Consider the following 21,665-nt stretch of genomic DNA (forward strand, 5'->3'; position numbering starts at 1 on the left):
TGCTCCGCCGAGAGGTCGTCGATCTGCGAAAGCCACGCCATGTAGTCTTGCCGGTCCATCTTCGCCTCCTGCGTGCAGACCGCCAGCCTACCAAATCGGATCATGCATAGCTAATGCGAATTGAGCCTTTCGGAAAGCTGATCACCTGGTTCGCGATCGGCATGGCAGCCCTGATCCTTGCCTTTGCTATTCTGGTGCGGGACTATCCGTGGTCCGACGCGCTCATGGTGGTGGTGGCGCTTGCGGTCGGCGTGGTGCCCGAAGGTCTGCCGGCCATCATCTCGATCACGCTGGCCATTGGTGTCCAGCGCATGGCTCGCCGCAATGCGGTGGTGCGCAGGCTTCCGGCGGTTGAGACGCTGGGGGCCACGTCGGTCATCTGCTCTGATAAGACCGGGACGCTGACCAAGAACGAAATGACCGCCCGCCGCATCGTCACTTCGGAAACGGAATATCTCGTCGAAGGCGCGGGATATGCCCCGCTCGGCAAGATTGGAGCGACGGCGGCGACCAGCGATGCCGCGCCGGATTCGGACCCCGCGCGTGTGGACCTGGTCCGCGCCGGCCTCCTGTGCAACGACGCTCAACTGGTGGAGAGCGAGGGCCGTTGGAGCGTGCATGGCGATCCGATGGAGGGAGCGCTCGTAGCGCTGGCAATGAAATCCGGTCTGCATCCCGAGACCGAGCGCGGCGCCTGGGCCAGACTCGACGAGATTCCCTTCGATGCCCAGCATCGCTTCATGGCCACGCTGAGCCGCACCCCCGCAGGCGACACATGGGTTGCCGTGAAGGGGGCGCCGGAGCGCGTGCTCGAAATGTGTGAAGCGCAGGCCGCCGGCGACAAGACCAACGCCGCCTTTTGGCAAGCGCGCATCGCCGCGGCGGCCGGCAATGGCGAAAGAGTGTTAGGCTTTGCCGCCATGAAAGCCGGTGCGGGCATGGAGCGCCTGTCCTTTAGGGATGTCGAAAGCGGATTGGTATTCCTCGGCATCGTTGGTTTCATCGATCCGCCGCGTGAAGAAGCCATCGCCGCGATCGCCGCCTGCCGTTCTGCCGGCATTTCCGTGAAGATGATCACCGGCGATCATGGTGACACGGCCGCCGCGATCGCACGGCAACTCGCATTGGCCGATAATCCGCAAGTGGTCACCGGCTCCGAGCTCGACGGATTTTCAGACGCCGCGTTGCTTGAGATCGCGCAGACCGTCAGCGTCTTCGCCCGCACCAGTCCCGAGCACAAACTCCGCATCGTACGCGCCCTACAGGCCAACGGCCATGTGGTCGCGATGACGGGCGACGGAGTCAATGACGCGCCGTCGCTCAAACAGGCCGATGTCGGTATCGCGATGGGCCGCAAGGGTACCGAGGCTGCCAAGGAAGCGGCGGAAATGGTGCTGCTCGACGACAATTTCGCTTCGATCGTCGCGGCGGTTCACGAAGGCCGCACGGTCTATGACAACATCCGCAAGGTGATCGCCTGGACGCTGCCGACAAACGGCGGGATGACGCTCGGTGTGGTGCTGGCCATTGTCCTGGGCCTCGCCCTGCCGATGACCTCGGTTCAGATCCTGTGGATCAACATGATCCTGGCGATCACGCTGGGCCTCGTGCTCGCCTTCGAGCCGCCCGAGCCGAACGTGATGCAGCGCCCGCCGCGCCCGCGCAACGCGCCACTGCTTTCGCGCTTTCTTCTGTGGCGCATCGCGTTCGTTTCCGTCCTGTTCACGCTCGGCACTTTTGGCATTTTCGAATATGCCATTCTGGGCGGACGGGGCGAGCAAGCCGCGCGAACCATGGTGGTGAACACGCTTGTGGTGATGCAGATCTTCTATCTCTTCAACGTGCGATACCTGCACATGACCTCGTTCAGCATTCGCGGCGCGCTCGGCACCCCGGCGGTGCTCGCCGCTATCGGCGTGGTTATCGTCGCGCAGCTCGCCTTCACCTATGCGCCGTTCATGCATGTCCTTTTCGACAGCGCCCCGGTTTCGATCCTTGAAGGCGCAATCATCATGGGAATTGGCATCGCGGTACTGGTGGTGCTTGAAATCGAAAAGGCCCTGATGCGCCGCTTGGGATTTCTGCGAACCATCGATGCATAATGTGCGAGAGGTCTTTTCAACGACGATCCCGGCGGCGCTTGGCAGGCTTCGTGGGAATATGCATGGGTCGCCGGCGGCTCGAACAGATCACGCATTCCGTCGCGGCTGTGCTTCCACCGTTTCGAGGCATGCCAAAGCACCTTCCGCGACGGCGCGTTCTTCCTCGGCCGGTATCACGAGCACATCGACATCCGACGCGGCGGAGCCGACACTCGTCTCCCCTCGCTCGTTGCGGGTGGGGTCTATGCTGACACCCAGCCATCCTGCTGCCTCGCATATAAGCTGCCGAACCCTTGGCGCGTTCTCGCCGATGCCGGCTGTGAAGACCAAGGTATCGAGCCCGCCGACCGCCGCAGCCAACGAGCCGATCGCCCGGCCGATCCGATAGATGAAGAGGTCGACGGCTTCGGCCGCGCGAGGGTCGCCGCTCTCGAGCAGCGTCTGCATATCCCCGGAAATCTCCGATACGCCGAGCAGGCCGGACTGCTCGTAGAGAAGTTCGCTCACGACCTCTGCGCTCATGTGCCGCTCGCGTATGAGGTGAAGGACGATGCCCGGATCCAGCGATCCACAGCGCGAACTCATGACGAGGCCATCGAGCGCCGAGAACCCCATTGTGGTGGCGACACTTCGCCCGGCATCCATGGCGCAGAGACTGGCGCCGCTGCCGAGATGGGCCACGATCGTTCGGCCGCCGGCGCTGGCGCCGTATCGCGCGCGCAGAACCGCCGCGACATGGGCATAGGAAAGGCCATGGAAGCCATAGGCCATGATGCCGTCATCGCTCAGCCGGCGTGGCAGCCCATAGAGGCGGTCGCATCGCGGCCGGTCGGCGTGGAAAGCGGTATCGAAGGCGCCGATCTGGATCGCGGCAGGCAGAAGGCCCGAAGCCAACTCGACGATATCCAGATTGTAGGGCTGATGCAGCGGCGCTAGCGGCGCCAGGTGACGGAGTCTGTCGAGTGTCAAACGATCGAGGACGGTTGGTCTGGTGAAAGTCTGCCCGCCGTGGACGATACGATGGCCGACGATGACGATCCGATCCATCAGGCCGCGCCCGCGAAGCTCGGCTAGCGCCGCCTGCACCGCATCGCCGGGCGACATCGGACCAGCGCCAAGGGCCCGTTCGCAATCGGCCTCGCCAGGGGACCCGACTTTCAGACGCGGTTCATGACCAAGCTGTGAGATGCTGCCCTTCAGCAGCACAGGTAGCTCGGCTCTACGACCGAAGACCGCGAATTTGAGACTGGACGAGCCGGCATTGAGGACGAGGAGCGCCTTGGTCATCTGGAGGGCTTCGTCCTCTTGTGCCGCGCAACCAGCACCGCTGCGGCACAGGACGCGAGCCGCGACAGGCGGCCGTCGGCCCGGCTGGTCAGGATGATCGGCACCCGTGCCCCCATTACGATGCCCGCGGACTGGGCGTTGGCCAGATAGGCGAGTTGCTTTGCCATCATGTTCCCGGCTTCGATGTTCGGGACAATCAGCACGTCCGCGATGCCGGCCACGGCCGAGACGATCCGTTTCGCATCGGCGGCTTCCCTGGAGATCGCATTATCGAAAGCAAGCGGCCCATCGATCAGGCCGCCGACGATCTGGCCGCGATCGGCCATCTTGGCCAAGGCCGCCGCATCGGTGGTCGCCGGCATGTTCGGATGCACCGTTTCCACTGCCGCCAGGATTGCCACCCGCGGTTCCTGAACACCCATGGCGTGCGCGCAGTCGATCGCATTCTGGACGATGTCTTTTTTGGCCGCGAGGTCAGGCGCGATGTTGATGGCGGCATCGCTCAGAAAAAGCGGGCGCGGATAGGTAGGCACGTCGAGAATGAAGACATGGCTCATCCGCCGATCGGTGCGCAGACCCGCCTCGCGGTCAATCGCTGCGGCGAGCAACTCGTCGGTATGAAGGCTGCCCTTCATGATGGCCTCGACCTCGCCCGCCCGCGCCAGGCGGCAGGCGGCCTTGGCGGCAGCATGGCTGTGCTCGACCGCTACGATGCGGATGCCGGTAAGGTCTTCGCCCGCCGCCGCCGCCGCGGCTGCGATCTTCGCAGGAGGACCGACCAGCACGGGCAGGATCAGTCTCATCCGGAAAGCTTCGAGTGCGCCGCCCAGAGAAGCCGCGTCGCAAGGATGGACGATCGCGGTTCGAACCGGCTCCCGCTCGGCGGCCAGCGTAAGCAGCCTATCGAGTTGGGAGCGCGTCGTGCTGTCCCTTCCTGCTTCTACGGTGTCTTTCAAGTTTTGCCGCTTTGCTCATTCGCCTGGCGTCATTGCCTCGCGATCACGGCGTGATTGCGACTTTGAACACACCATCGCGCTGGTTGGCGAAGAGGTCGTAGGCCGCTTCGATGTCATCCAGCTTGAAACGGTGCGTGACCATCGCGCCGAGGTCCACCCGCCCCGATTCAATCACAGCCATGAGTCGGCGCATCCGCTCCTTGCCGCCCGGGCAGAGCGTGGTCACGATCGTGTGGTCACCGAGGCCGGCTGCGAAGGCATCGCGCGGGATGTTGAGGTCGGAGGAATAGACGCCGAGGCTCGACAACGTGCCGCCAGGTCTGAGAACGCGCAGGCAGGCCTCGAACGTCGCCTGGGTGCCAAGCGCCTCAATGGCGACATCGACGCCACGCCCGTCAGTGAGCCGGAGGATCTCGTCGACGGGGTTGGCGCGGCTGAAATCGACGACATGGTCAGCACCGAGACGTCGCGCCATTTGGAGCCGTTCCGGCAGTCTGTCGACGGCGATGATCGTTGACGCGCCTAGGAGCTTCGCGCCGGCGGTGACGCATAAACCGATCGGTCCCTGCGCGAAGATCGCGACCATGTCGCCGATCTTTATGCCGCCTCTCTCCGCTCCGCTGAACCCGGTCGACATGATGTCAGGGCACATCAGCACCTGCTCGTCGGTGAGGGTGTCAGGGACCAGAGCCAGGTTTCCCATCGCGTCGGGAACAAGAACATACTCGGCCTGGCAGCCGTCGATCGTGTTGCCGAACTTCCAGCCGCCCATCGGTTTCCAACCGTGGCGGGTGCCAGGTCCGTCCTGCGAGCAGCGCCCGCACTGACAGGCGTTGCTATAGCCGCTCGGCGTGATGGCGCCTGCGATGACCCGCTGGCCTTCGCTGAATCCCGCAACGGCGGAGCCGAGCTTCTCGATGACGCCGACCGGCTCATGGCCGATGGTCAAGCCTTTCTCAACCGGATACTCGCCCTTCAGGATGTGGACGTCCGTGCCGCAGATCGTTGTCGTCGTGATCCGGACAAGTGCGTCCAGCGGCCCGACATCCGGGATCGGCTTCTCATCCAGGACAATCCGACCAGGTTCGACGAAAATGGCTGCTTTCATTCTTTGCATCCGGCACTCCTGAAATTGCGAGGTGGTCCGCCTCGCCAACGAACTTTTAAGCAGCCACCGGCTCGTCAGTCACGAGGTTGGGTCCGGGGCATCTTTACGCCCCTAGTGAGACAGCAATACCGGAAGCCGCAGATCCTTCAGGATTCCGCTCGTCGCGCCACCCAACACAAAATCCCTCATCCGGGAATGACCGAAGCCCCCCATCACCAGCATTCCCGCTCCGGTTTCCCGCGCATGCTCCTGCAGGGTTTCGGCGATGGGACGGCCCCGACTCTGCACCCGGGCGACTGTCGCCTGAATGTCGTGCCGTGAGAGATATTCCGCCAGCCGGGTACCGGGATCCTCGTCCGGGAGGGCCTTTTCGTCGGTAACCGAAGCAATCGTGACGGTTTGCGCACGCTGCAGGAAATCACGAGCATCGGATACCGCACGCGCCGCGACCCGACTCCCGTCCCAGGCAATCATGACATGCCCGAAATCCGCGGGCGGTGAATTTTCCGGAACCAGGAGAGTCGGCCTGCCTGATCCGAAGATTGCCGCCTCCGCGGTCGCTTGCGGCGTGACATCGTCAGGTCCGATCCCCACCAAGACAAGATCGTGGTAGCGCGCGAGGTTGGTCACAGCGTCTCCAAACGTGCCTGGGAAGCATTCCGTTTTGGTGGTTCGCCATGAGACGCCAAGCCGTCCCGTCTCTGTTTCCATGGCCTGTATGACCGCCGATCCACGCTCACGGCATTTTGCCTTCGCACCACTGATCAGCGAGGGGATGTCGATGAGAATGTTGCCGAGGGCGCTGGATACGTGCGGAAACTCGGCAACCATGACGAGCGCATGAACATCGGCCTCCAAGTGGCGCGCGGCCGCAGCGACGTGGAGAGCAAACTTGTCTGCGTTTCCATCGGGGTATGTATGGATTGGCACGAGAATGTCTAATTTCATCGAGAGAACTCCTGATTAAGGGAAGGCAGTGCGTGCGGCTCGGGCTTCCTCGTCTGATAGCACGGCACCAACAACAATAATACGAGCCCTGCCGTAGCCGCCGGCTACTTAGCGCGGTGAAAGCGGGGTGCGCTCGGCCCGGTTAAGAATCCTATTTCTCATCGGGCCGGTTGAGACTGGCGAGCCGCAGATAAGCCGCGCTACAACACATGGCCGACGAGGCCGCAACGGTGTCTTTGTGGCGAGTGGTGGGATAGCCGCAGGGTGGCTGGCGGTCGATGCGGTTGATCCACGACGGCGGACATTAACGGTCATCTATCGTCTTCGGCAAGTGAGTGGAGGTTTTCCATAGAGAGAACAACACGCCGGCCGCGATGATAGAGAGGGTCACTGCGAGCGAAATCGCGGGGTCCAACTTGCCGACGATCTGGTTCCAGAAGATCTTGGCTCCGATAAAGACGAGCACGATGGCGAGGGCATACTTCAGATACTCGAAGCGGTGCACCATAGCGGCGAGGGCGAAATAGAGCGCGCGTAGGCCGAGGATCGCCATGATGTTAGCCGTGAACACAATGTAGGTGTCGGTCGTAATGGCGAAGATCGCTGGCACCGAGTCGACCGCGAACACCAGATCGGCGATGTTGATCACGACGAGCGCCAGGAACAGGGGCGTGGCGAAACGCACGAGCTTGCCCGTCTCGGGGTCGGGCTTGCGGACGAAAAAGCGCTCACCGTGCAGCTCGTCCGAGACCCGCATGCGCCTCGACAGGAAGCGCACGATAGGATTCTTCGACACGTCCTGCTCGCTCTCTCCCATGACGAGCATCTTGATCCCTGTGGCGATCAGGAAGGCGCCGAAGATGTAGAGCACCCACTCGTACTGCTGCACGAGCGCCGCGCCTGCCGCGATCATGAGGCCGCGTAAGACCAGCACCGCGAGGATACCCCAGAGGAGCGCCCGGTATTGGTACTTCGCGGGAATTGCGAAGTAGCCGAAGATGAGCGAGATCACGAAGACGTTGTCGATCGAGAGCGCCTTCTCGATGGCATAGCCCGTGAAGTACTCCATGCCCGAGGTCGGTCCCATGGACCACCACACCCAAGCTCCGAAAATGATCGCGACCGCGATGTAGAACGCAGACAGCTTCAGGCTCTCGGCGACACCGATCTCTTTGTCCTGCTTGTGGAGAACGCCGAGGTCGAAGGCGAGCAGCGCCCCGACGATGCCGATGAAGGCGAACCAGAGCCAGGCGGATTTGCCGAGGAAATCACTGGTCAGGAAGTCGGCGAGTAGGTCCATGGTTAACCCTCATGTTTCGGACGATAGTGAGGACGCGTTGAATGCGTCCTAGGTCCGACATCGCGGCCATGCTCGGCCGCCAGAGGGGCCCGGACCTTCCGGGTGCTTGAGATGTGGTGCCGAGCCATCGCCAGCGCAATAGCAATCTTTGGTCCTATGTGTGTCGCGAGAGTTCAGACATCGGCATAGACGTGTGTCTCCGCGGCGGCACCGGGATGAGTGACCGCGCCCTTCGATGCGGGCCCCACGGTTTGCGCAAATTTCCAAAGCGCCCCCGACTGGAAGTCGTGACGACGCGGTCGCCAGTCCTTGCGCCGAATCTCCAGATCGTCGGCCGACAGCTCCACGTCAAGCGTGCCCGCATCGGCATCGATGGCGATGATGTCACCGTCCTTCAGCAATGCGATCGGGCCGCCAACGGCCGCTTCGGGGCCGACATGGCCAACGCAGAAGCCGCGCGTGGCGCCGGAGAAGCGTCCGTCCGTGATCAGCGCCACCTTGTCGCCCATGCCCTGGCCGTAAATCGCCGCCGTGGTCGCCAGCATCTCGCGCATCCCGGGACCGCCTTTCGGCCCTTCGTAGCGAATGACAATGACCTCGCCCGGCTTGTACTCACACTTCTGCACGGCGTCGAAAGCCGCCTCCTCGGAGTCGAAGCACCGGGCCGGCCCGCGGAACTTGAGGTCCGTCATGCCGGCCACCTTGACGATCGCGCCCTCCGGGGCGAGCGTGCCGCGCAGACCGACCACGCCGCCGGTGGTGGTGATCGGGTCGGAGATCGGGCGAACAATGTCCTGGTTGGTCGGGAAGACCACGTCGGCCAGGTTTTCGGCGATCATCTTGCCTGTCACCGTGATGCAGTCGCCGTGCAGATAGCCGCCGTCGAGCAGCGCCTTCAGGATCACTGACACGCCGCCGATCTCGAACAGATCCTTGGCGAGGTAGCGCCCTCCAGGCTTGAGGTCGGCTATATAGGGTGTGCGCTTGAAAATCTCGGCGACCGCATGCAGGTCGAAGTCGATGCCCGCCTCGTGTGCGATCGCCGGCAGATGCAGCGCCACATTGGTCGACCCGCCGGAGGCCGCCACCACGGCGGCGGCGTTCTCCAGCGCCTTGCGGGTGACGATGTCGCGCGGCCTGAGGTCGCGAGCCAGCAGGTTCATCACGGCCTTGCCAGACGCTTCCGCGAAGGCGTCACGGCTCTCGTAGGGTGCCGGCGCACCGGTCGAACCGGGCAGTGCGAGGCCGAGCGCCTCGGAGACGCAAGCCATGGTGTTGGCGGTAAACTGGCCGCCGCACGAACCAGCGGAAGGGCAAGCCACACATTCGAGAGCGTGTAGCTCGTCCTCGGAGATTTGACCGGCCTGGTAGCTTCCCACCGCTTCATAGACGTCCTGCACGGTGACGTCCTTGTCGCGGAAGCGCCCCGGCAGGATCGTACCGCCGTATATGAACACGCTCGGCACGTTGAGGCGGACCATGGCCATCATCATGCCGGGCAGTGACTTGTCGCACCCGGCGAGGCCTACCAGCGCGTCGTAGCAATGGCCGCGCATGGTGAGTTCGACCGAATCGGCGATCACCTCGCGGCTCACCAGCGACGACTTCATGCCCTGGTGGCCCATGGCGATGCCGTCGGTCACTGTGATGGTGGTGAACTCGCGCGGCGTGCCGCCACCCGCCTTGACGCCCAGTTTGACAGCCTGTGCTTGACGACTGAGGGTGATGTTGCACGGGGCCGCCTCGTTCCAGCAAGTGGCGACACCGACGAAGGGCTGTGCGATCTCGGCATCGGTCAATCCCATGGCGTAGAGGAACGACCGATGCGGCGCCCGCTCGGGGCCGACTGTCGTGTGGCGGCTTGGCAGTCTGGATTTGTCGAAATGGTGTGTCATGGGTCGGGTTCTCTCATTGAACTGGGATAAGCTCTTTCAGGCCGCCGGTTCGAGCAGGCGCCAACGAGCTTTGCCCTCCGGGCAGAACACACGCACGTGATCAGCCTCGCCGACCGGCAGCAATTCTGGCGGTTGCCACGGCGATTGCTCGAGCGTGACCGTCTCGGTGTTCGGCGGCAGACCGTAAAACCGTGCGCCGTTGAGTGACGCGAAGGCCTCGAGCCTATCGAGGGCTCGTTCCTCCTCGAACACTTGGGCGTAGAGCTCAAGCGCAACCGGCGCCGTAAAGACTCCAGCGCAGCCGCACGCCGATTCCTTGTCCTGGACTAGGTGCGGCGCCGAATCCGTACCGAGGAAGAACCGGGGATCGCCGGAGGTCGCGGCCTTCCTCAAGGCGAGACGGTGCCCCTCCCGCTTGGCCACGGGCAAACAGTACATGTGCGGCCGGATGCCGCCTGCGAACATCGCATTGCGGTTGATCATGAGATGGTGCGCCGTGATGGTAGCGCCGATAGGTCCCGCGGCGTCCTGCACATAGTCCACGGCTTGGGCGGTCGTGATGTGCTCCAAGACGATCCGCAGCGCCGGGAAATCGGCTCGCAGCTGAACAAGCACCCTGTCTATGAATGCCTTCTCCCTGTCGAAAACGTCTGTTTCGGGGTCGGCCACCTCACCATGTATCAGGAGCGGCATGCCGATCGCCTGCATCCTCTCCAATACCCGGCTGACCCGGCGAACGTCTGTGACGCCGGCGGCGGCGTTCGTGGTGCTGCGCGCCGGGTACATCTTGACCGCCATGACGATCCCTTCGGCAAAACCTTGAGCTATGTCCTTCGGCTCCGTCTCATCCGTCAGGAAACATGTCATCAGCGGCTCGAATCCGGATCCGCCTGGCAAGACGCGCCGGATCCGATCGCGATAGGCAGCCGCCCGCGCGGCCGTCGTCACCGGTGGATCGAGGTTCGGCATGACGATGGCGCGCCCGAACACGCGGGCCGACCAGGGCAACGCCATGCGCAGCATATCGCCATCGCGAAGGTGCACGTGCCAATCGTCGGGTTTAACGAGCGTTATCACATTTGCCAAGGTCACCTTCGCCCCGCTTCCAAGGGCTGTTGCTCGGCGCCATGCACGATCAGGTCGGGAAGGTTCCTGATGGCGCGGGCAGTTTCCGGCGAGCGCGCTTCGGCGGGCGAGGACGTTGTCACGAGTGTCGGCATCGATGCACCAGGTGGGGGCGGCGGAGGATGCAATGGTGTGGGCGACGGAGCAGATAGGCCATCAATGATCATCAATCGTCTCCGGCTGGGTGTATGCGGGCGCTGGTTTGGTGCTGATCGATTTCACTTGAGTTTAACATTCTAAACAAGCCGGGACGGCATCATATTTCTTTGCTCTTTGCCGCCCGAGTTCTTGTTGCTCATCTCAGGTTCATTGCTGTCTTCCTCGATAAGCAATGTGACCAAGTCGCTCTTTAAGGGAAAAGCAGCAAATTTTTATGGGTGCCGCTAAGGGATGCTATTGCGACCACGCGTATCAGATCCGGTCGGCAGTGTGCTGTTCGCGGCAAGCACCTCCCCGGCGAGATAGAGCGAGCCGGTAATAAGGATTCGCGGGGCCGGGGCGAGGCCAAGCGCGGAGATTGTGGCAAGCGCGTCCCCGACACTGTCGCGGGTCTCGGCCGGGATGCCGACGCGGCGGGCGACTTGTGCGATCTCTTCGGACGGCAGAGCCGTGTCTTGTTGGATCGGCACCGCGATGACACGGCAGATGAGCACGGCGAAGTTCATGAGAAAGCCTTCGCAATCCATGCTCGCGAGCATGCCGACGATGAGTATGAGCGGCCGCGGACCGCGCTTCTCAAGATCGGCAAGCGCGCCCACAAGTGCACGGCCGCAGTCCGGATTGTGGCCGCCGTCGAGCCACACCTCGCTGCCGTCCGGCGCCAGTTCCACCAGCTCGCCGTGGGCGAGACGTTGCATGCGCGCTGGCCACTCGACTTTGGCGACGCCTTGCTCGAAGGCCGCGTGCGGAATCTGCAGTGCAGTGATGCTGCAAGGTGGCGATTGCGGTACCCGCGTTGTCGAACTGATGACGGCCAAACAGACAAGGCGGCGGCAGGTCGATGCGCCCGGTTTCGTCCCAATAGACCATGCGGCCGTGGCCGGGCGTCACGCCCCAGTGCTTGCCACCAATACGAAGCGGCGCGCACAAGCGCGCTGCCTGCCGTTCGATCACCGCGAGCGCCTCCAGCGACTGGGGCGCGGTTACCGCCAGCACATTGGGCTTGAAGATACCCGCCTTCTCCGCCGCGATCAATTCGATGGTGTTGCCGAGAAACTCTTCATGGTCGCGCGAGATTGGAGTGATCACGCTCGCAAGCAAGTGTCCGATCACGTTGGTCGCGTCGAGCCGGCCACCCAGGCCTACCTCGAGCAGCAGCACATCGGCGGGACGGCGCGCGAACAGCAGAAAGGCCGCGGCGGTGGTAATCTCGAAGAACGTGATCGGATCGCCGGCATTCAACCGTTCGCAGGTCGCAAGCGCATCCGCGAGCTCGTCGTCGTCGACCAGCGCGCCGCCGCCCGGTCGCGCAAGACGGATGCGCTCGTTGAAGCGCATGAGGTGGGGCGAGGTGTAGACGTGCACGTAGAAGCCGGCCGCTTCCAGGATCGCGCGCAGAAAGGCGACGGTCGAACCCTTGCCATTGGTGCCGGCGACGTGGATCACCGGCGGCAAACGACGCTCGGGATGGCCAAGGCGGTCGAGAATTCGCCACATACGGTCGAGCGAGAGATCGATCCGCTTGGGATGGAGCGTAAGCAATCGCGTAAGAATTGCAGCCATTCGGACCATTGCGCTTCTTCTACTGGTCTTTTTTAGGTGGGCGGCCATCGTTTACCCGCGTGGGCGCGAATCTAAACCTAATTCCCAAATGAACGCGAAGCTCGAGCCAGATCCAATCGAAACACGCAACTGGGCCTATTGCCCAGCAACGAATTAATGCCGCCATGCACATGTAACGATGTTGCAGCGAAACAGACACGCACGCCATCTTGAAATCCCCTGCACACACTGCGACTCGGAGGAATGGAAAACGCCGATCAATTTACAGTTGGGGGTCCGGCTCTTAACCCGCCTACTACTGGGAGTGGCAACGCTTGCAAGATTACCTTGGTCAACTCGCTCGGTCGGCTCGACTATGACTGCTCCTGCTTCGCAGCTCGTGCCATAAGTTCGGCGAGCAGTGGGTTCGGGAACCGCCGCTTCTGCGTGATCGCGTAGAAGCTCTCGCTGAGCGTCGGGATTCGACAGACCTCGACGAGGGCGCCGGAGGCCAATTCGTCGCGGACTACGATCGGGGGCACTAACGTGAAACCATCGCTGTCGCGGGCGAGCAGGCGCAACATCGCCATGTCGTCGACCTCGGCCAGGATCACCGGGCGCACTCCGGCACGCTCAAGGATCCGGTCAAACGCCAGGCGAATCTCGCTGCCCAAACTTGGCAGGAGGATTGGTTCGGAGGCCAAGTCTTCCGGAAAGCGGAACGGTGACGCCGCCGCGCCGGGCCGGCGGACCAGGCCGACCGGCTGCTGAGCGAGCAGATGGCTCCGAAACGACGACTGCGCGTCCTGCTGCGGCGCGCTGTTGGCGAGCACGACGTCGACCGTGTGCGCCGTAAGCTGGGCGAGTAGATCATACATCGTGCCCGAGCGCACAATCAGCTCGACATCTGCGCGGCCGACCAGGGGACGGAGGAACTCCAACTGGAAGTTGCGCGACAGGGTCGTCAACGCCCCGACCCGGAACGCCTGACGCCGATCGACGGGCCGTCCCTGCATGGTGCTGACGAGTTCGTCACCAGCCTGGAAAACGGTGTCGGCGTAGTCGAGCGCGATGCGGCCCGCCTCGGTCAGGATAAGCCGCTTGCCTGCCCGTTCGAAGAGCGGATGACCAAGCTGCTGCTCTAGCTTTCCCAACTGCACCGAGAGCGCCGACTGGGACAGGTTGAGGCGCTCGGCGGCGCGCGTCAGGCTGCCCTCATGGGCGATGGCCCAGAAATAGCGTAGGTGGTGGTAGTTGAGGCTTGCCATCAGTTCAATTTTATCAAAACGAACGATTTCTCACAATCTTTATATTATCAAGATAGTCGGCTGGGCGTTAATGAAGGGGTCGCTTCTCACCGGAGACGACCATGAACTCAGCCCTGACCTGGTGCCTCGCCCTCGCGCCTTTCGCGCTTGCAGGGTCCGGCTTTCTGGCCGGCGCTGCGAAGCCGTTTCGCCGACGGGCGGGAACGGGCGCTGCCCTCACGGCGGCGTTCGCACTGGCCCTGGCCGTTGCAACGGGCGTTGCTATCGCCCTGCACAGCCCGCTTGCGACGGGAACCCTCGGCATCGACGGCGTCGGCCTGGGATTCTATGTCGACACACTAAGTGCGATCATGTTCGCGCTCGTCGCCTTCGTCGGCCTGATCGTCACCCTCTACAGCCGCAACTATCTCGACGGCGACCCCGCCCAGGGTCGCTTCACCAAGTGGCTGTGCCTTACGCTAGCCGCGGTGCTGCTGCTGATCGTCTCGGGCAATTTGTTGCAGTTCGGGTTAGCCTGGATCGCAACGAGTGTCGGCCTCAACAAGCTGCTGCTCTTCTACCCTGAGCGGCAAGCGGCGGTGCTCGCGGCGCGCAAGAAGTTCCTCGCCAGCCGCGTCAGCGATCTCTGTCTGGTCGCGGCGATGGCGTTGCTCCACCAAGCGTTCGGCAGCCTCGACTATGCGGTCCTTTTCGCCGGCGCTGAGGCGATGCGCATCACCGGAGTGGTTCCGGGCGCGATCCATGCCGTCGCGGTGCTTCTGGTCATCGCCGCGCTGCTCAAGTCGGCGCAGTTCCCGCTGCACGGTTGGCTGACCGAAGTGATGGAGACGCCGACGCCGGTCTCGGCGCTGCTCCACGCCGGCGTCATCAACGCTGGCGGCTTCCTCGTGCTGCGCTTTGCCGGGCTGATCTCGCTGTCGCCGGTCTCGCTGGAGGTGCTGGTGATCGTTGGCGGCTTTACGGCCTTGTTCGGCTCGGTGGTGATGCTGACGCAGACGAGCGTGAAGGTGTCGTTGGCGTACTCGACGATCGCGCAGATGGGCTTCATGATGTTGCAGTGCGGGCTCGGCGCGTTTGCGGCGGCGCTGCTGCATATCGTCGCCCACTCGCTCTATAAGGCGCACGCCTTCCTGTCCTCGGGCAGCGTCATCGATCTGGCGCGGGCGTCGTGGTCGCCGAGCCCGGGTGGGCGGCCGCATCCGGCACGGATGGCGATGATCGTCGGCCTGGTGCTGGCGGTGACGCTCGTCGTCGGCACGCTGTTCGGCGCGACGATCATTCAGCAGCCGGGCGTGTTCGCACTGGGCGCGGTGGTGATGCTGGGTCTCGCGCATCTCATCATCCAGGCGTTCGACGAACGGCCGAGCCTCTACGTGATCGGGCGAACGGTGGCGCTCGCGGTCTTGGTGGGGCTCGCCTATTTCGGCTTGCAGCTTGCCGCCGAACATCTGCTTGCCGGTTCGCTGCCGCCGGTACAAGCGCTGCGAGGACCGCTCGATCTCGCCATCGTCGCGGTCGTCGTCCTCGCCTTCGCCGCGGTCACGATCCTGCAGAGCCTGCTGCCGGGCAAGGCCGCCGAACCGCGTTGGCAGGCGCTCTATATGCACCTCGCCAACGGTCTCTACGTCAACACGCTCGCCAACCGGCTGGTGCTGCGGTTCTGGCCGAGCCCGCCGCCCGTCCAGACCGGGCGCACTGCGTCCATCATGCCCACCAGCGGAGCCCACCCATGAGCATGGCCATCGCCGTCGAGACCGATCTGCCGAGCCCCTTCGCTGCAGCCCGGGCGCCGGCAGGCGCGGAGAACGCCGCCATCGAGGCGGCGATCGCCCGGGCCTGCGACAGGATCGCGCCGCTTTGGCCACTGAAGCATTTCGTCGCGGTCAATCCGTTCCTCGGCTTCTGCGACCAGAGCTTCGCGGCGACCTGCGCCACGCTGCGCCGGATCGCCCAGGTCGACATGCTGATGCCGCGCGCCTTCTACCGCGACGCGCTCGCGGCGGGGACCATCGCGGATCGCGATCTGGAGGCAGCGAGCGTTGCCGTATCCGGCGATCCAGCCTTCGCCCAAGACGCGGTCACGCTGCGTCTTGCGGCAGCGCGCGACCCCGTTTCCACCGCACGGCCCCGGGCCGTCGTCGCCACCGTCGCCGAGGTCCTGGACGGCTTGGCGGCGGGCGATCGTCAGGCCTCACGCACAGCGTTCATGATCGACGAGATCTCCAAATGGTCGGCGGCCTATTTCGACGAGGGGCAGGCCGCCTGGAAGCTGCCGGCGAGGATGCTGCCGCCGTACTCCGCCTGGCGCGCCGCGATGCGGTTCGACCGCAATCCCGAGACGATGGGCATCCGTGGCTTCCGCAAGGCTGTCGCCGCCATGCCGGAGGACCCGCGCGAGACCATCGCCGCGGTCGTGCGTGCGCTCGGCATCCCAGACCGCGCCGTGGAGGACTATCTCCACCGCGCGCTGATCGATATCGGCGGCTGGGCCGCCTATGCGCGCTACCGCGTCTGGGACAACGCGCTTTACGGGCGTGACGACGACACGCTTGTCGAACTGCTCGCGATCCGCCTTGTCTGGGGCTATGCGCTCTTCCTCGAACGGGCCGACCCGACGTTCACTGCGGCGTGGGCAAAGGTGATGGCGGAGGCTGCGACCTTGCCCGAGGACGAGCGGCTCGGCGACGATCCCGAACTCGCTCTCGATCTCATCCTGCATGAAGCCTATGAGGCGGCATACCGGCGTCGGCTGCTCGCGCGGCTGGCGCAACATGTCGCGGCACCTTGCAGAAAGCCCGCCGCCATACGCAAGGCGTTCCAGGCGGCCTTCTGCATCGACGTCCGCTCCGAAGTCTACCGGCGCGCGCTGGAAACCGTATGCCCCGAGATAGAGACGATCGGCTTCGCCGGCTTCTTCGGCTTCCCGATCGAGTATGTGCCGATCGGCCGCGAGACCGGCGGCGCGCAATGCCCGGTGCTGCTGAAGCCCACCTTCGTCGTCTGCGAGGCGGTCGCCATTGCGTCAGACGCCGAGGAAGCGGCGATCCTTAACCTGCGCCTGCTGCGCCGCCGGGCCACGAAAGCCTGGAAGGCGTTCAAGCTCTCAGCGGTGTCGTCCTTCACCTACGTCGAGACGGCGGGGTTGCTTTTCGCCGGCAAGCTTATCGGCGACGGCGCGCGACTGACCCGGACTGTCAAAGATCCCAACACAGACGGTCTCGATGGCGGAGTTATCGGCCGCATCGGACCGCGCCTCGAGCCGCGCGCCGTGGGCGGGCGGCTCACCGGCTTCGACGACGGGCAGCGCATCGCGATGGCCGAGGCCGCGCTGCGGGCGATGTCGATGACCGAAGGCTTCGCGCGGCTGGTGCTGCTGACCGGCCATGGCAGCAGCACCGTCAACAATCCTCATGCCTCGGGGCTCGATTGCGGGGCGTGCGGCGGCCACACCGGCGAGGCGAACGCCCGCGTCGCCGCCGCTATCCTCAACGATGCCGGCGTGCGTATCGGGCTAACCGCTAAGGGCATCGACATTCCCGAAGACAGTTGGTTCCTCGGTTGCCTGCACGACACCACCACCGACGAGGTCCGCATCTTCGATGCCGACCGGCTCCCGGCGTCTTATGCCGGCGATCTCGCCCGGCTGCGCGAAGCCCTCGCCAAGGCCTCCGCGCTCGCGCGTGCCGAGCGGGCGCTGCTGCTCGGTATCGGCAAGGACGAAAATGTCGATCGCGCCGTTAAGGCGCGCAGCCGCGACTGGGCGCAGGTGCGTCCCGAATGGGGGCTGGCGGGGAACGCCGCGTTCATCGCCGCGCCGCGCGAACGCACCCGCGGGCTCGATCTTGGCGGCCGCGCCTTCCTGCACGATTATGACTGGTGGAAAGACGCGGGGTTCGGCGTTCTCGAACTGATCATGACCGCGCCGATGGTCGTCGCGAGTTGGATCAACCTGCAATATTACGGCTCGACCGTGAACAACCGCGCCTTCGGTAGCGGCAACAAGGTGCTCCACAACGTCGTCGGCCAGCTCGGCGTCCTGGAGGGCAATGCCGGCGATCTCAAGGTCGGTCTGCCCTGGCAGTCGGTGCATGACGGCCAACGCTTCGTCCACGAGCCGCTGCGCCTCAGCGTCTTCATCGAAGCGCCCGAGGACGCGTTGAACCGCGTGATCGCGACCCATACGGGCGTCCGCCAGCTCGTCGACAATGGCTGGGTCCACCTCTTCGCTCTCGCCGACGAGGGATGGACGATCCGCCGCTACGCCGGCGATCTCAGATGGGAGGCGATGGAATGATCGCGCGGCTCTCGCATCTGGCGCGCCTGGAATCCGAAGCGATCCGTATCCTGCGCGAAGCGGTCGCCGAAGCGCGCAAGCCGGTGATGCTCTTCTCGGCGGGCAAGGACTCGACGGTGCTGGCGCATCTCGCGCTGCGCGCCTTCCATCCCGGCCACCCGCCGTTTCCGCTGCTCCACATCGACTCGACTTGGGAGTTTCGGTCGCTGCTCGACTTCCGTGATGCCTTCGCTCGCGAGCACGGGTTCGAGCTGATCGTCCATGCCAACGAGGAAGGCCGCGCCGCGGGGCTCAACCCCTTCGATCATGGCGACCGCTACACGCTGGCGATGCGCACCGAGCCGCTCAAGGCCGCGCTCGACCAGGGCGGCTACGACATCGTCTTCGGCGGCGCCCGCCGCGACGAGGAGAAGTCGCGGGCCAAGGAGCGGGTCTTTTCCGTTCGAGGCGTGGGGCATGTCTGGGAACCCCGTCAGCAGCGTCCCGAGCTCTGGCGCTTGTACAACACTCGGCTCGGCAAAGATCAGTCGGCGCGCGTCTTCCCACTGTCTAACTGGACCGAGATCGACGTCTGGACCTACGCGCTGACCCACAGCATCGCGCTCGCGTCGCTCTACTTCGCGGTGCCGAGACCCGTAGTCGAGCGCGGCGGCGGGCTGATCGTGGTCGATGACGAACCGCGCATGCGGCTGCGGGCCGGCGAGAATGTCGAAACAAAGACCGTGCGCTTCCGCACCCTCGGTTGCTGGCCGGTCACCGCGGCGGTCGAATCGGAGGCGACTGACCTCACCTCCGTGGTTCGCGAGACGCTGGCGGCCTCGGGGTCCGAGCGTCAGGGCCGGATCAGCGACGGCGAGGACGGCGGCTCGCTCGAGCAGAAGAAGCGCGAGGGGTATTTCTAGCGATGACCGGCGCGTCCCGACCCTACAAGCAAGAACCGGCGGTGCTCGCGACGATGCACGGGAAGGAGCGGGTGATCGCGCCGCTGCTGGAGCGCGCGCTCGGCCTGCGAGTCAGGGTGAGCGATGACATCGATACCGACCGCTTCGGCACCTTCAGCCGGGACGTCGAGCGGACCGGCTCGCAGCTCGATGCGGCGCGGTCCAAGATCGCGGCGGCGTTCGCAGACGCGCCCGATGCCCAGGTGGCGTTGGCCAGCGAAGGCAGTTTCGGCCCGCACCCGTATATTCCATTCCTCCCGCTCGCCCGTGAGATCGTCGTTCTTTCCGACCGCGCCTCCGGCCTCGAACTGATCGGGCATCATGCGAGTCCGCCCACGAACTTCAGCCATGCGGTCGTCTCGGATATTGCTTCGGCACGCGCTTTCGCGGACCGCGCGCAGTTCCCTGAGCACGGCGTGATCGTCATGGGCGTCATCGACGGCCAGCCAGCGCCGGCCCGCGCGCTGATCAAGGATATCCGGGACCCGGCGGACCTCGAAAACGCAGTGACGCAGGTGATCGGGATTTGCGGCGCGGCTTTTGTCGAGACCGACATGCGCGCACATCGCAATCCGACGCGCATGCGCGCCATCAAGCGCGCGACCCTCGATCTGGTCCGCCGGTTCCGCAGCCCGTGCCCGGTTTGCGCAGCGCCCGGGTTCGCCGTGACCGAGCGCCTCGCCGGTCTGCCCTGTTCGTGGTGCGGCGGGCCGACCTTGGCGATCAGGGCGGAGGTGCTGTCGTGCGCTGCCTGTGGCCACCGGATCGAGCGCTTCGTGCCAGCAACAACCGCGGATCCCGGGCAATGCAGCGATTGCAACCCGTGACGCAGGGACCCGGGAAAGGAGCTTCGAATGGGCATGTCCGAGCCGTCCGGTGATGAGCTGCGAGAGGCTGAGCGACGGATCGAGTGGGAATAGTTTTTGCCCATCCGAGGGTATCCGAAACTACGCCAGAATACGACGTAACCACCTGAAAAACAAAAATATTTCAGCCGGTACCTATCGAGAGCTATCGGTGGGCATCAAACGCGTCTGTCGTGCCCGCTGACGGACCCTGCCCCCGTTGATCATCCGGAAAATCGAAAGTACCGTCATAGCGACCGAGGCTAATGACGGTACTTTTTTCAGCCTAACACGCTGAACATAAACAGATATTCCCGTCAAAAGCCTTCAAAAACCGCGTGACGGTACTTTTCCGCGAGGAGGCCCAGAATGTTGACGGATGCGGCACTCAAGTGCCTGAAACCAAAAGCCAAAATGTACAAGGTGACCGATCGTGACGGCATGTATGTGCGTGTCGCGCCGACAGGCGGCATCTCGTTCAGGCTCGACTATCGGCTGAACGGCAGGCGGGAGACCGTCCATCTCGGCAAGTACGCCCGAGATGGGATCTCGCTCGCCCGGGCGCGGGAATTGTGCCTGGACGCGAAACGCATGATTGCCGAGGGGCTGTCCCCCGCCATCGAGAAGCAGCGGGAGAAGCGCCGGATCAAGGAGGCCAAGAGCTTCGGCGAGTTCGGCGAGAAGTGGCTGACGGGCGCGCCCATGGCGGACAGCACGCGCGCCATGCGCCGCGCCATATTCGAGCGTGAACTCAAGCCGGTCTGGCAGAACCGTTTGCTGACCGAAATCACGCCTGATGACCTGCGCGCCCACTGCGCCAAGATCGTGGAACGGGGCGCGCCCGCGACGGCCATCCATGTGCGGGATATCCTGAAGCAGATCTACGCCTTCGCCATCCTCCACGGCGAGAAGGTCGCGAACCCGGCCGATGACGTTGGTCCGGCTTCGATTGCCACGTTCACGCCCAAGGACCGGGCGCTTTCGCCGACCGAGATCCGCATCATGCTCAAGCAACTGGAGCATGTCGCGACGCTGCCGACGATCCGGCTCGGCATGAAGCTCTACCTCCTCACCATGGTCCGGAAGAGCGAACTACAGGACGCGGTCTGGGATGAAGTCGATTTCGAAAACGCCGTCTGGACGATCCCGAAGGAGCGCATGAAGCGATCGAAGCCGCACAATGTCTACCTGTGCCGGCAGACCCTCGACATCATGATCGCGCTCAAGACCTGCGCCGGTAATTCCCGGTATCTGCTGCCTTCCCGGTACGATGCGGATGCGCCGATGTCGCGGGCGACCTTCAACCGGGTCACTTACGCTGTCGTCGAACAGGCCCAGAAGGAGGGGCTGCCGCTGGAGCCGTTCACCGTGCATGACCTCCGCCGCACGGGCTCGACGCTGCTCAATGAGCTGGGCTTCAACCGCGACTGGATCGAAAAGTGCCTGGCGCACGAGGACGGGCGTTCATCACGCGGCGTCTACAACAAGGCCGAATACGAGGTTCAGCGTCGCCACATGATGCAGGAATGGGCCGACACCGTCGATGCCTGGGTCGAGGGGCGGAAGTATGTTCCGACGCTGCTGCCGACAGTCATGCCGTCTATCACACTCGATCCTGCCCTTTGACTGGGCGGGACTTGCGCTTGGTGACGTCGGGATGCTGTGCGCGAGGGATTGGCTTCGCGCGCCGCGCTAGCAACCAGGCGTGGACCTCGGCGAGGTCCCAGACGATGCAGCGCGGCGACAGCGCGAAGCGGCGTGGGAATTCGCCGCGCTGCTCCATCTCGTAGATTGTGCTGTCGGCCAGGGGCACCATCTCGCGCAGTTGGTGCCGCCGGATGGTCTTCCTGATCTCCAAAGGCTCGCTCTGACCCATACCCAATCTCCTTAGCGGC

The 21,665-nt window shown here is 64.2% G+C and carries 17 protein-coding genes; 6 read left to right on the forward strand and 11 right to left on the reverse strand.

The window, feature by feature from the left end:
• Positions 1-113: 113 nt before the first annotated feature.
• Positions 114-2,102, forward strand: a complete 1,989-nt coding sequence (locus ABLE93_RS23030; RefSeq protein ID WP_348842100.1) for an HAD-IC family P-type ATPase — start codon at positions 114-116, stop codon at positions 2,100-2,102.
• Between the two features lie 87 nt (positions 2,103-2,189).
• Here ABLE93_RS23030 and ABLE93_RS23035 read toward each other — a convergent pair whose 3' ends face one another.
• The 10 genes from ABLE93_RS23035 to ABLE93_RS23080 all read right to left on the reverse strand — a co-directional run bounded on the left by ABLE93_RS23035 (position 2,190) and on the right by ABLE93_RS23080 (position 13,690).
• Positions 2,190-3,389 carry an acetate/propionate family kinase gene (locus ABLE93_RS23035; protein WP_348842101.1) on the reverse strand — a complete coding sequence of 400 codons (1,200 nt, stop codon included), beginning with the start codon at positions 3,387-3,389 and terminating at the stop codon, positions 2,190-2,192.
• Complete coding sequence (locus ABLE93_RS23040) at positions 3,386-4,345, reverse strand: bifunctional enoyl-CoA hydratase/phosphate acetyltransferase (RefSeq protein WP_510183069.1); 960 nt, start codon at positions 4,343-4,345, stop codon at positions 3,386-3,388. Before ABLE93_RS23040 ends, ABLE93_RS23035 begins: the two co-directional genes overlap by 4 nt.
• Before the next feature lie 43 nt (positions 4,346-4,388).
• Positions 4,389-5,462 carry an NAD(P)-dependent alcohol dehydrogenase gene (locus ABLE93_RS23045; RefSeq protein WP_348842102.1) on the reverse strand — a complete coding sequence of 358 codons (1,074 nt, stop codon included), beginning with the start codon at positions 5,460-5,462 and terminating at the stop codon, positions 4,389-4,391.
• A gap of 102 nt (positions 5,463-5,564) precedes the next feature.
• Positions 5,565-6,401, reverse strand: a complete 837-nt coding sequence (locus tag ABLE93_RS23050) for a universal stress protein (protein WP_348842103.1) — start codon at positions 6,399-6,401, stop codon at positions 5,565-5,567.
• A 304-nt stretch (positions 6,402-6,705) separates the two neighbouring features.
• A complete protein-coding gene (locus ABLE93_RS23055; protein ID WP_348842104.1) occupies positions 6,706-7,701 on the reverse strand; it encodes a TerC family protein in 996 nt (331 codons plus the stop codon).
• A gap of 173 nt (positions 7,702-7,874) precedes the next feature.
• Positions 7,875-9,596 (reverse strand): dihydroxy-acid dehydratase, encoded by a 1,722-nt coding sequence (gene ilvD, locus ABLE93_RS23060; RefSeq protein ID WP_348842105.1) that lies wholly within the window; start codon positions 9,594-9,596, stop codon positions 7,875-7,877.
• Positions 9,597-9,632: 36 nt separating this feature from the next.
• On the reverse strand, positions 9,633-10,682 hold the full coding sequence (gene pyrC / locus ABLE93_RS23065; protein ID WP_510183074.1) for a dihydroorotase: 1,050 nt from the start codon (positions 10,680-10,682) through the stop codon (positions 9,633-9,635).
• Between the two features lie 422 nt (positions 10,683-11,104).
• Positions 11,105-11,551, reverse strand: a complete 447-nt coding sequence (locus tag ABLE93_RS23070; RefSeq protein WP_510183070.1) for a glutamate ligase domain-containing protein — start codon at positions 11,549-11,551, stop codon at positions 11,105-11,107.
• Positions 11,457-12,443: a bifunctional folylpolyglutamate synthase/dihydrofolate synthase gene (locus ABLE93_RS23075; RefSeq protein ID WP_348842108.1), complete on the reverse strand. Its 987-nt coding sequence runs from the start codon at positions 12,441-12,443 to the stop codon at positions 11,457-11,459. Before ABLE93_RS23075 ends, ABLE93_RS23070 begins: the two co-directional genes overlap by 95 nt.
• A 353-nt stretch (positions 12,444-12,796) precedes the next feature.
• The gene (locus ABLE93_RS23080; protein ID WP_348842109.1) at positions 12,797-13,690 is read right to left on the reverse strand and encodes a LysR family transcriptional regulator; all 894 of its coding nucleotides are present in this window, start codon (positions 13,688-13,690) and stop codon (positions 12,797-12,799) included.
• 101 nt (positions 13,691-13,791) lie between these two features.
• Between ABLE93_RS23080 and ABLE93_RS23085 the strand changes: the two genes are divergently transcribed.
• From ABLE93_RS23085 to ABLE93_RS23105, 5 genes are all read left to right on the forward strand, one after another.
• On the forward strand, positions 13,792-15,423 hold the full coding sequence (locus ABLE93_RS23085; RefSeq protein ID WP_348842110.1) for an NADH-quinone oxidoreductase subunit L: 1,632 nt from the start codon (positions 13,792-13,794) through the stop codon (positions 15,421-15,423).
• Complete coding sequence (locus ABLE93_RS23090; protein WP_510183071.1) at positions 15,420-17,984, forward strand: YbcC family protein; 2,565 nt, start codon at positions 15,420-15,422, stop codon at positions 17,982-17,984. Before ABLE93_RS23085 ends, ABLE93_RS23090 begins: the two co-directional genes overlap by 4 nt.
• Positions 17,981-18,886, forward strand: coding sequence for a sulfate adenylyltransferase subunit CysD (gene cysD, locus ABLE93_RS23095; RefSeq protein ID WP_348842111.1), 906 nt, complete (start codon positions 17,981-17,983; stop codon positions 18,884-18,886). Before ABLE93_RS23090 ends, cysD begins: the two co-directional genes overlap by 4 nt.
• Before the next feature lie 2 nt (positions 18,887-18,888).
• Positions 18,889-19,752, forward strand: a complete 864-nt coding sequence (locus ABLE93_RS23100; protein ID WP_348842112.1) for a DUF6671 family protein — start codon at positions 18,889-18,891, stop codon at positions 19,750-19,752.
• Positions 19,753-20,139: 387 nt separating this feature from the next.
• Positions 20,140-21,396 carry a tyrosine-type recombinase/integrase gene (locus ABLE93_RS23105; RefSeq protein WP_348842113.1) on the forward strand — a complete coding sequence of 419 codons (1,257 nt, stop codon included), beginning with the start codon at positions 20,140-20,142 and terminating at the stop codon, positions 21,394-21,396.
• Here ABLE93_RS23105 and ABLE93_RS23110 read toward each other — a convergent pair.
• Positions 21,374-21,646, reverse strand: a complete 273-nt coding sequence (locus ABLE93_RS23110; protein WP_282888576.1) for a helix-turn-helix transcriptional regulator — start codon at positions 21,644-21,646, stop codon at positions 21,374-21,376. The two genes, ABLE93_RS23105 and ABLE93_RS23110, sit on opposite strands and share 23 nt — an antisense overlap.
• Positions 21,647-21,665 lie beyond the last annotated feature (19 nt).

It is taken from the genome of Xanthobacter pollutisoli, from assembly GCF_040044995.1.
Classification (GTDB): domain Bacteria; phylum Pseudomonadota; class Alphaproteobacteria; order Rhizobiales; family Xanthobacteraceae; genus Xanthobacter.

Bases quoted from the DNA above. Each gene is read 5' to 3' on its own strand.
- ABLE93_RS23030 (WP_348842100.1), top strand. From the start codon at position 114: ATGCGAATTGAGCCTTTCGGAAAGCTGATCACCTGGTTCGCGATCGGC.
- ABLE93_RS23035 (WP_348842101.1), bottom strand. From the start codon at position 3,389: ATGACCAAGGCGCTCCTCGTCCTCAATGCCGGCTCGTCCAGTCTCAAA.
- ABLE93_RS23045 (WP_348842102.1), bottom strand. From the start codon at position 5,462: ATGCAAAGAATGAAAGCAGCCATTTTCGTCGAACCTGGTCGGATTGTC.
- ABLE93_RS23050 (WP_348842103.1), bottom strand. From the start codon at position 6,401: ATGAAATTAGACATTCTCGTGCCAATCCATACATACCCCGATGGAAAC.
- ABLE93_RS23055 (WP_348842104.1), bottom strand. From the start codon at position 7,701: ATGGACCTACTCGCCGACTTCCTGACCAGTGATTTCCTCGGCAAATCC.
- ilvD (WP_348842105.1), bottom strand. From the start codon at position 9,596: ATGACACACCATTTCGACAAATCCAGACTGCCAAGCCGCCACACGACA.
- ABLE93_RS23075 (WP_348842108.1), bottom strand. From the start codon at position 12,443: ATGGCTGCAATTCTTACGCGATTGCTTACGCTCCATCCCAAGCGGATC.
- ABLE93_RS23080 (WP_348842109.1), bottom strand. From the start codon at position 13,690: ATGGCAAGCCTCAACTACCACCACCTACGCTATTTCTGGGCCATCGCC.
- ABLE93_RS23085 (WP_348842110.1), top strand. From the start codon at position 13,792: ATGAACTCAGCCCTGACCTGGTGCCTCGCCCTCGCGCCTTTCGCGCTT.
- ABLE93_RS23090 (WP_510183071.1), top strand. From the start codon at position 15,420: ATGAGCATGGCCATCGCCGTCGAGACCGATCTGCCGAGCCCCTTCGCT.
- cysD (WP_348842111.1), top strand. From the start codon at position 17,981: ATGATCGCGCGGCTCTCGCATCTGGCGCGCCTGGAATCCGAAGCGATC.
- ABLE93_RS23100 (WP_348842112.1), top strand. From the start codon at position 18,889: ATGACCGGCGCGTCCCGACCCTACAAGCAAGAACCGGCGGTGCTCGCG.
- ABLE93_RS23105 (WP_348842113.1), top strand. From the start codon at position 20,140: ATGTTGACGGATGCGGCACTCAAGTGCCTGAAACCAAAAGCCAAAATG.
- ABLE93_RS23110 (WP_282888576.1), bottom strand. From the start codon at position 21,646: ATGGGTCAGAGCGAGCCTTTGGAGATCAGGAAGACCATCCGGCGGCAC.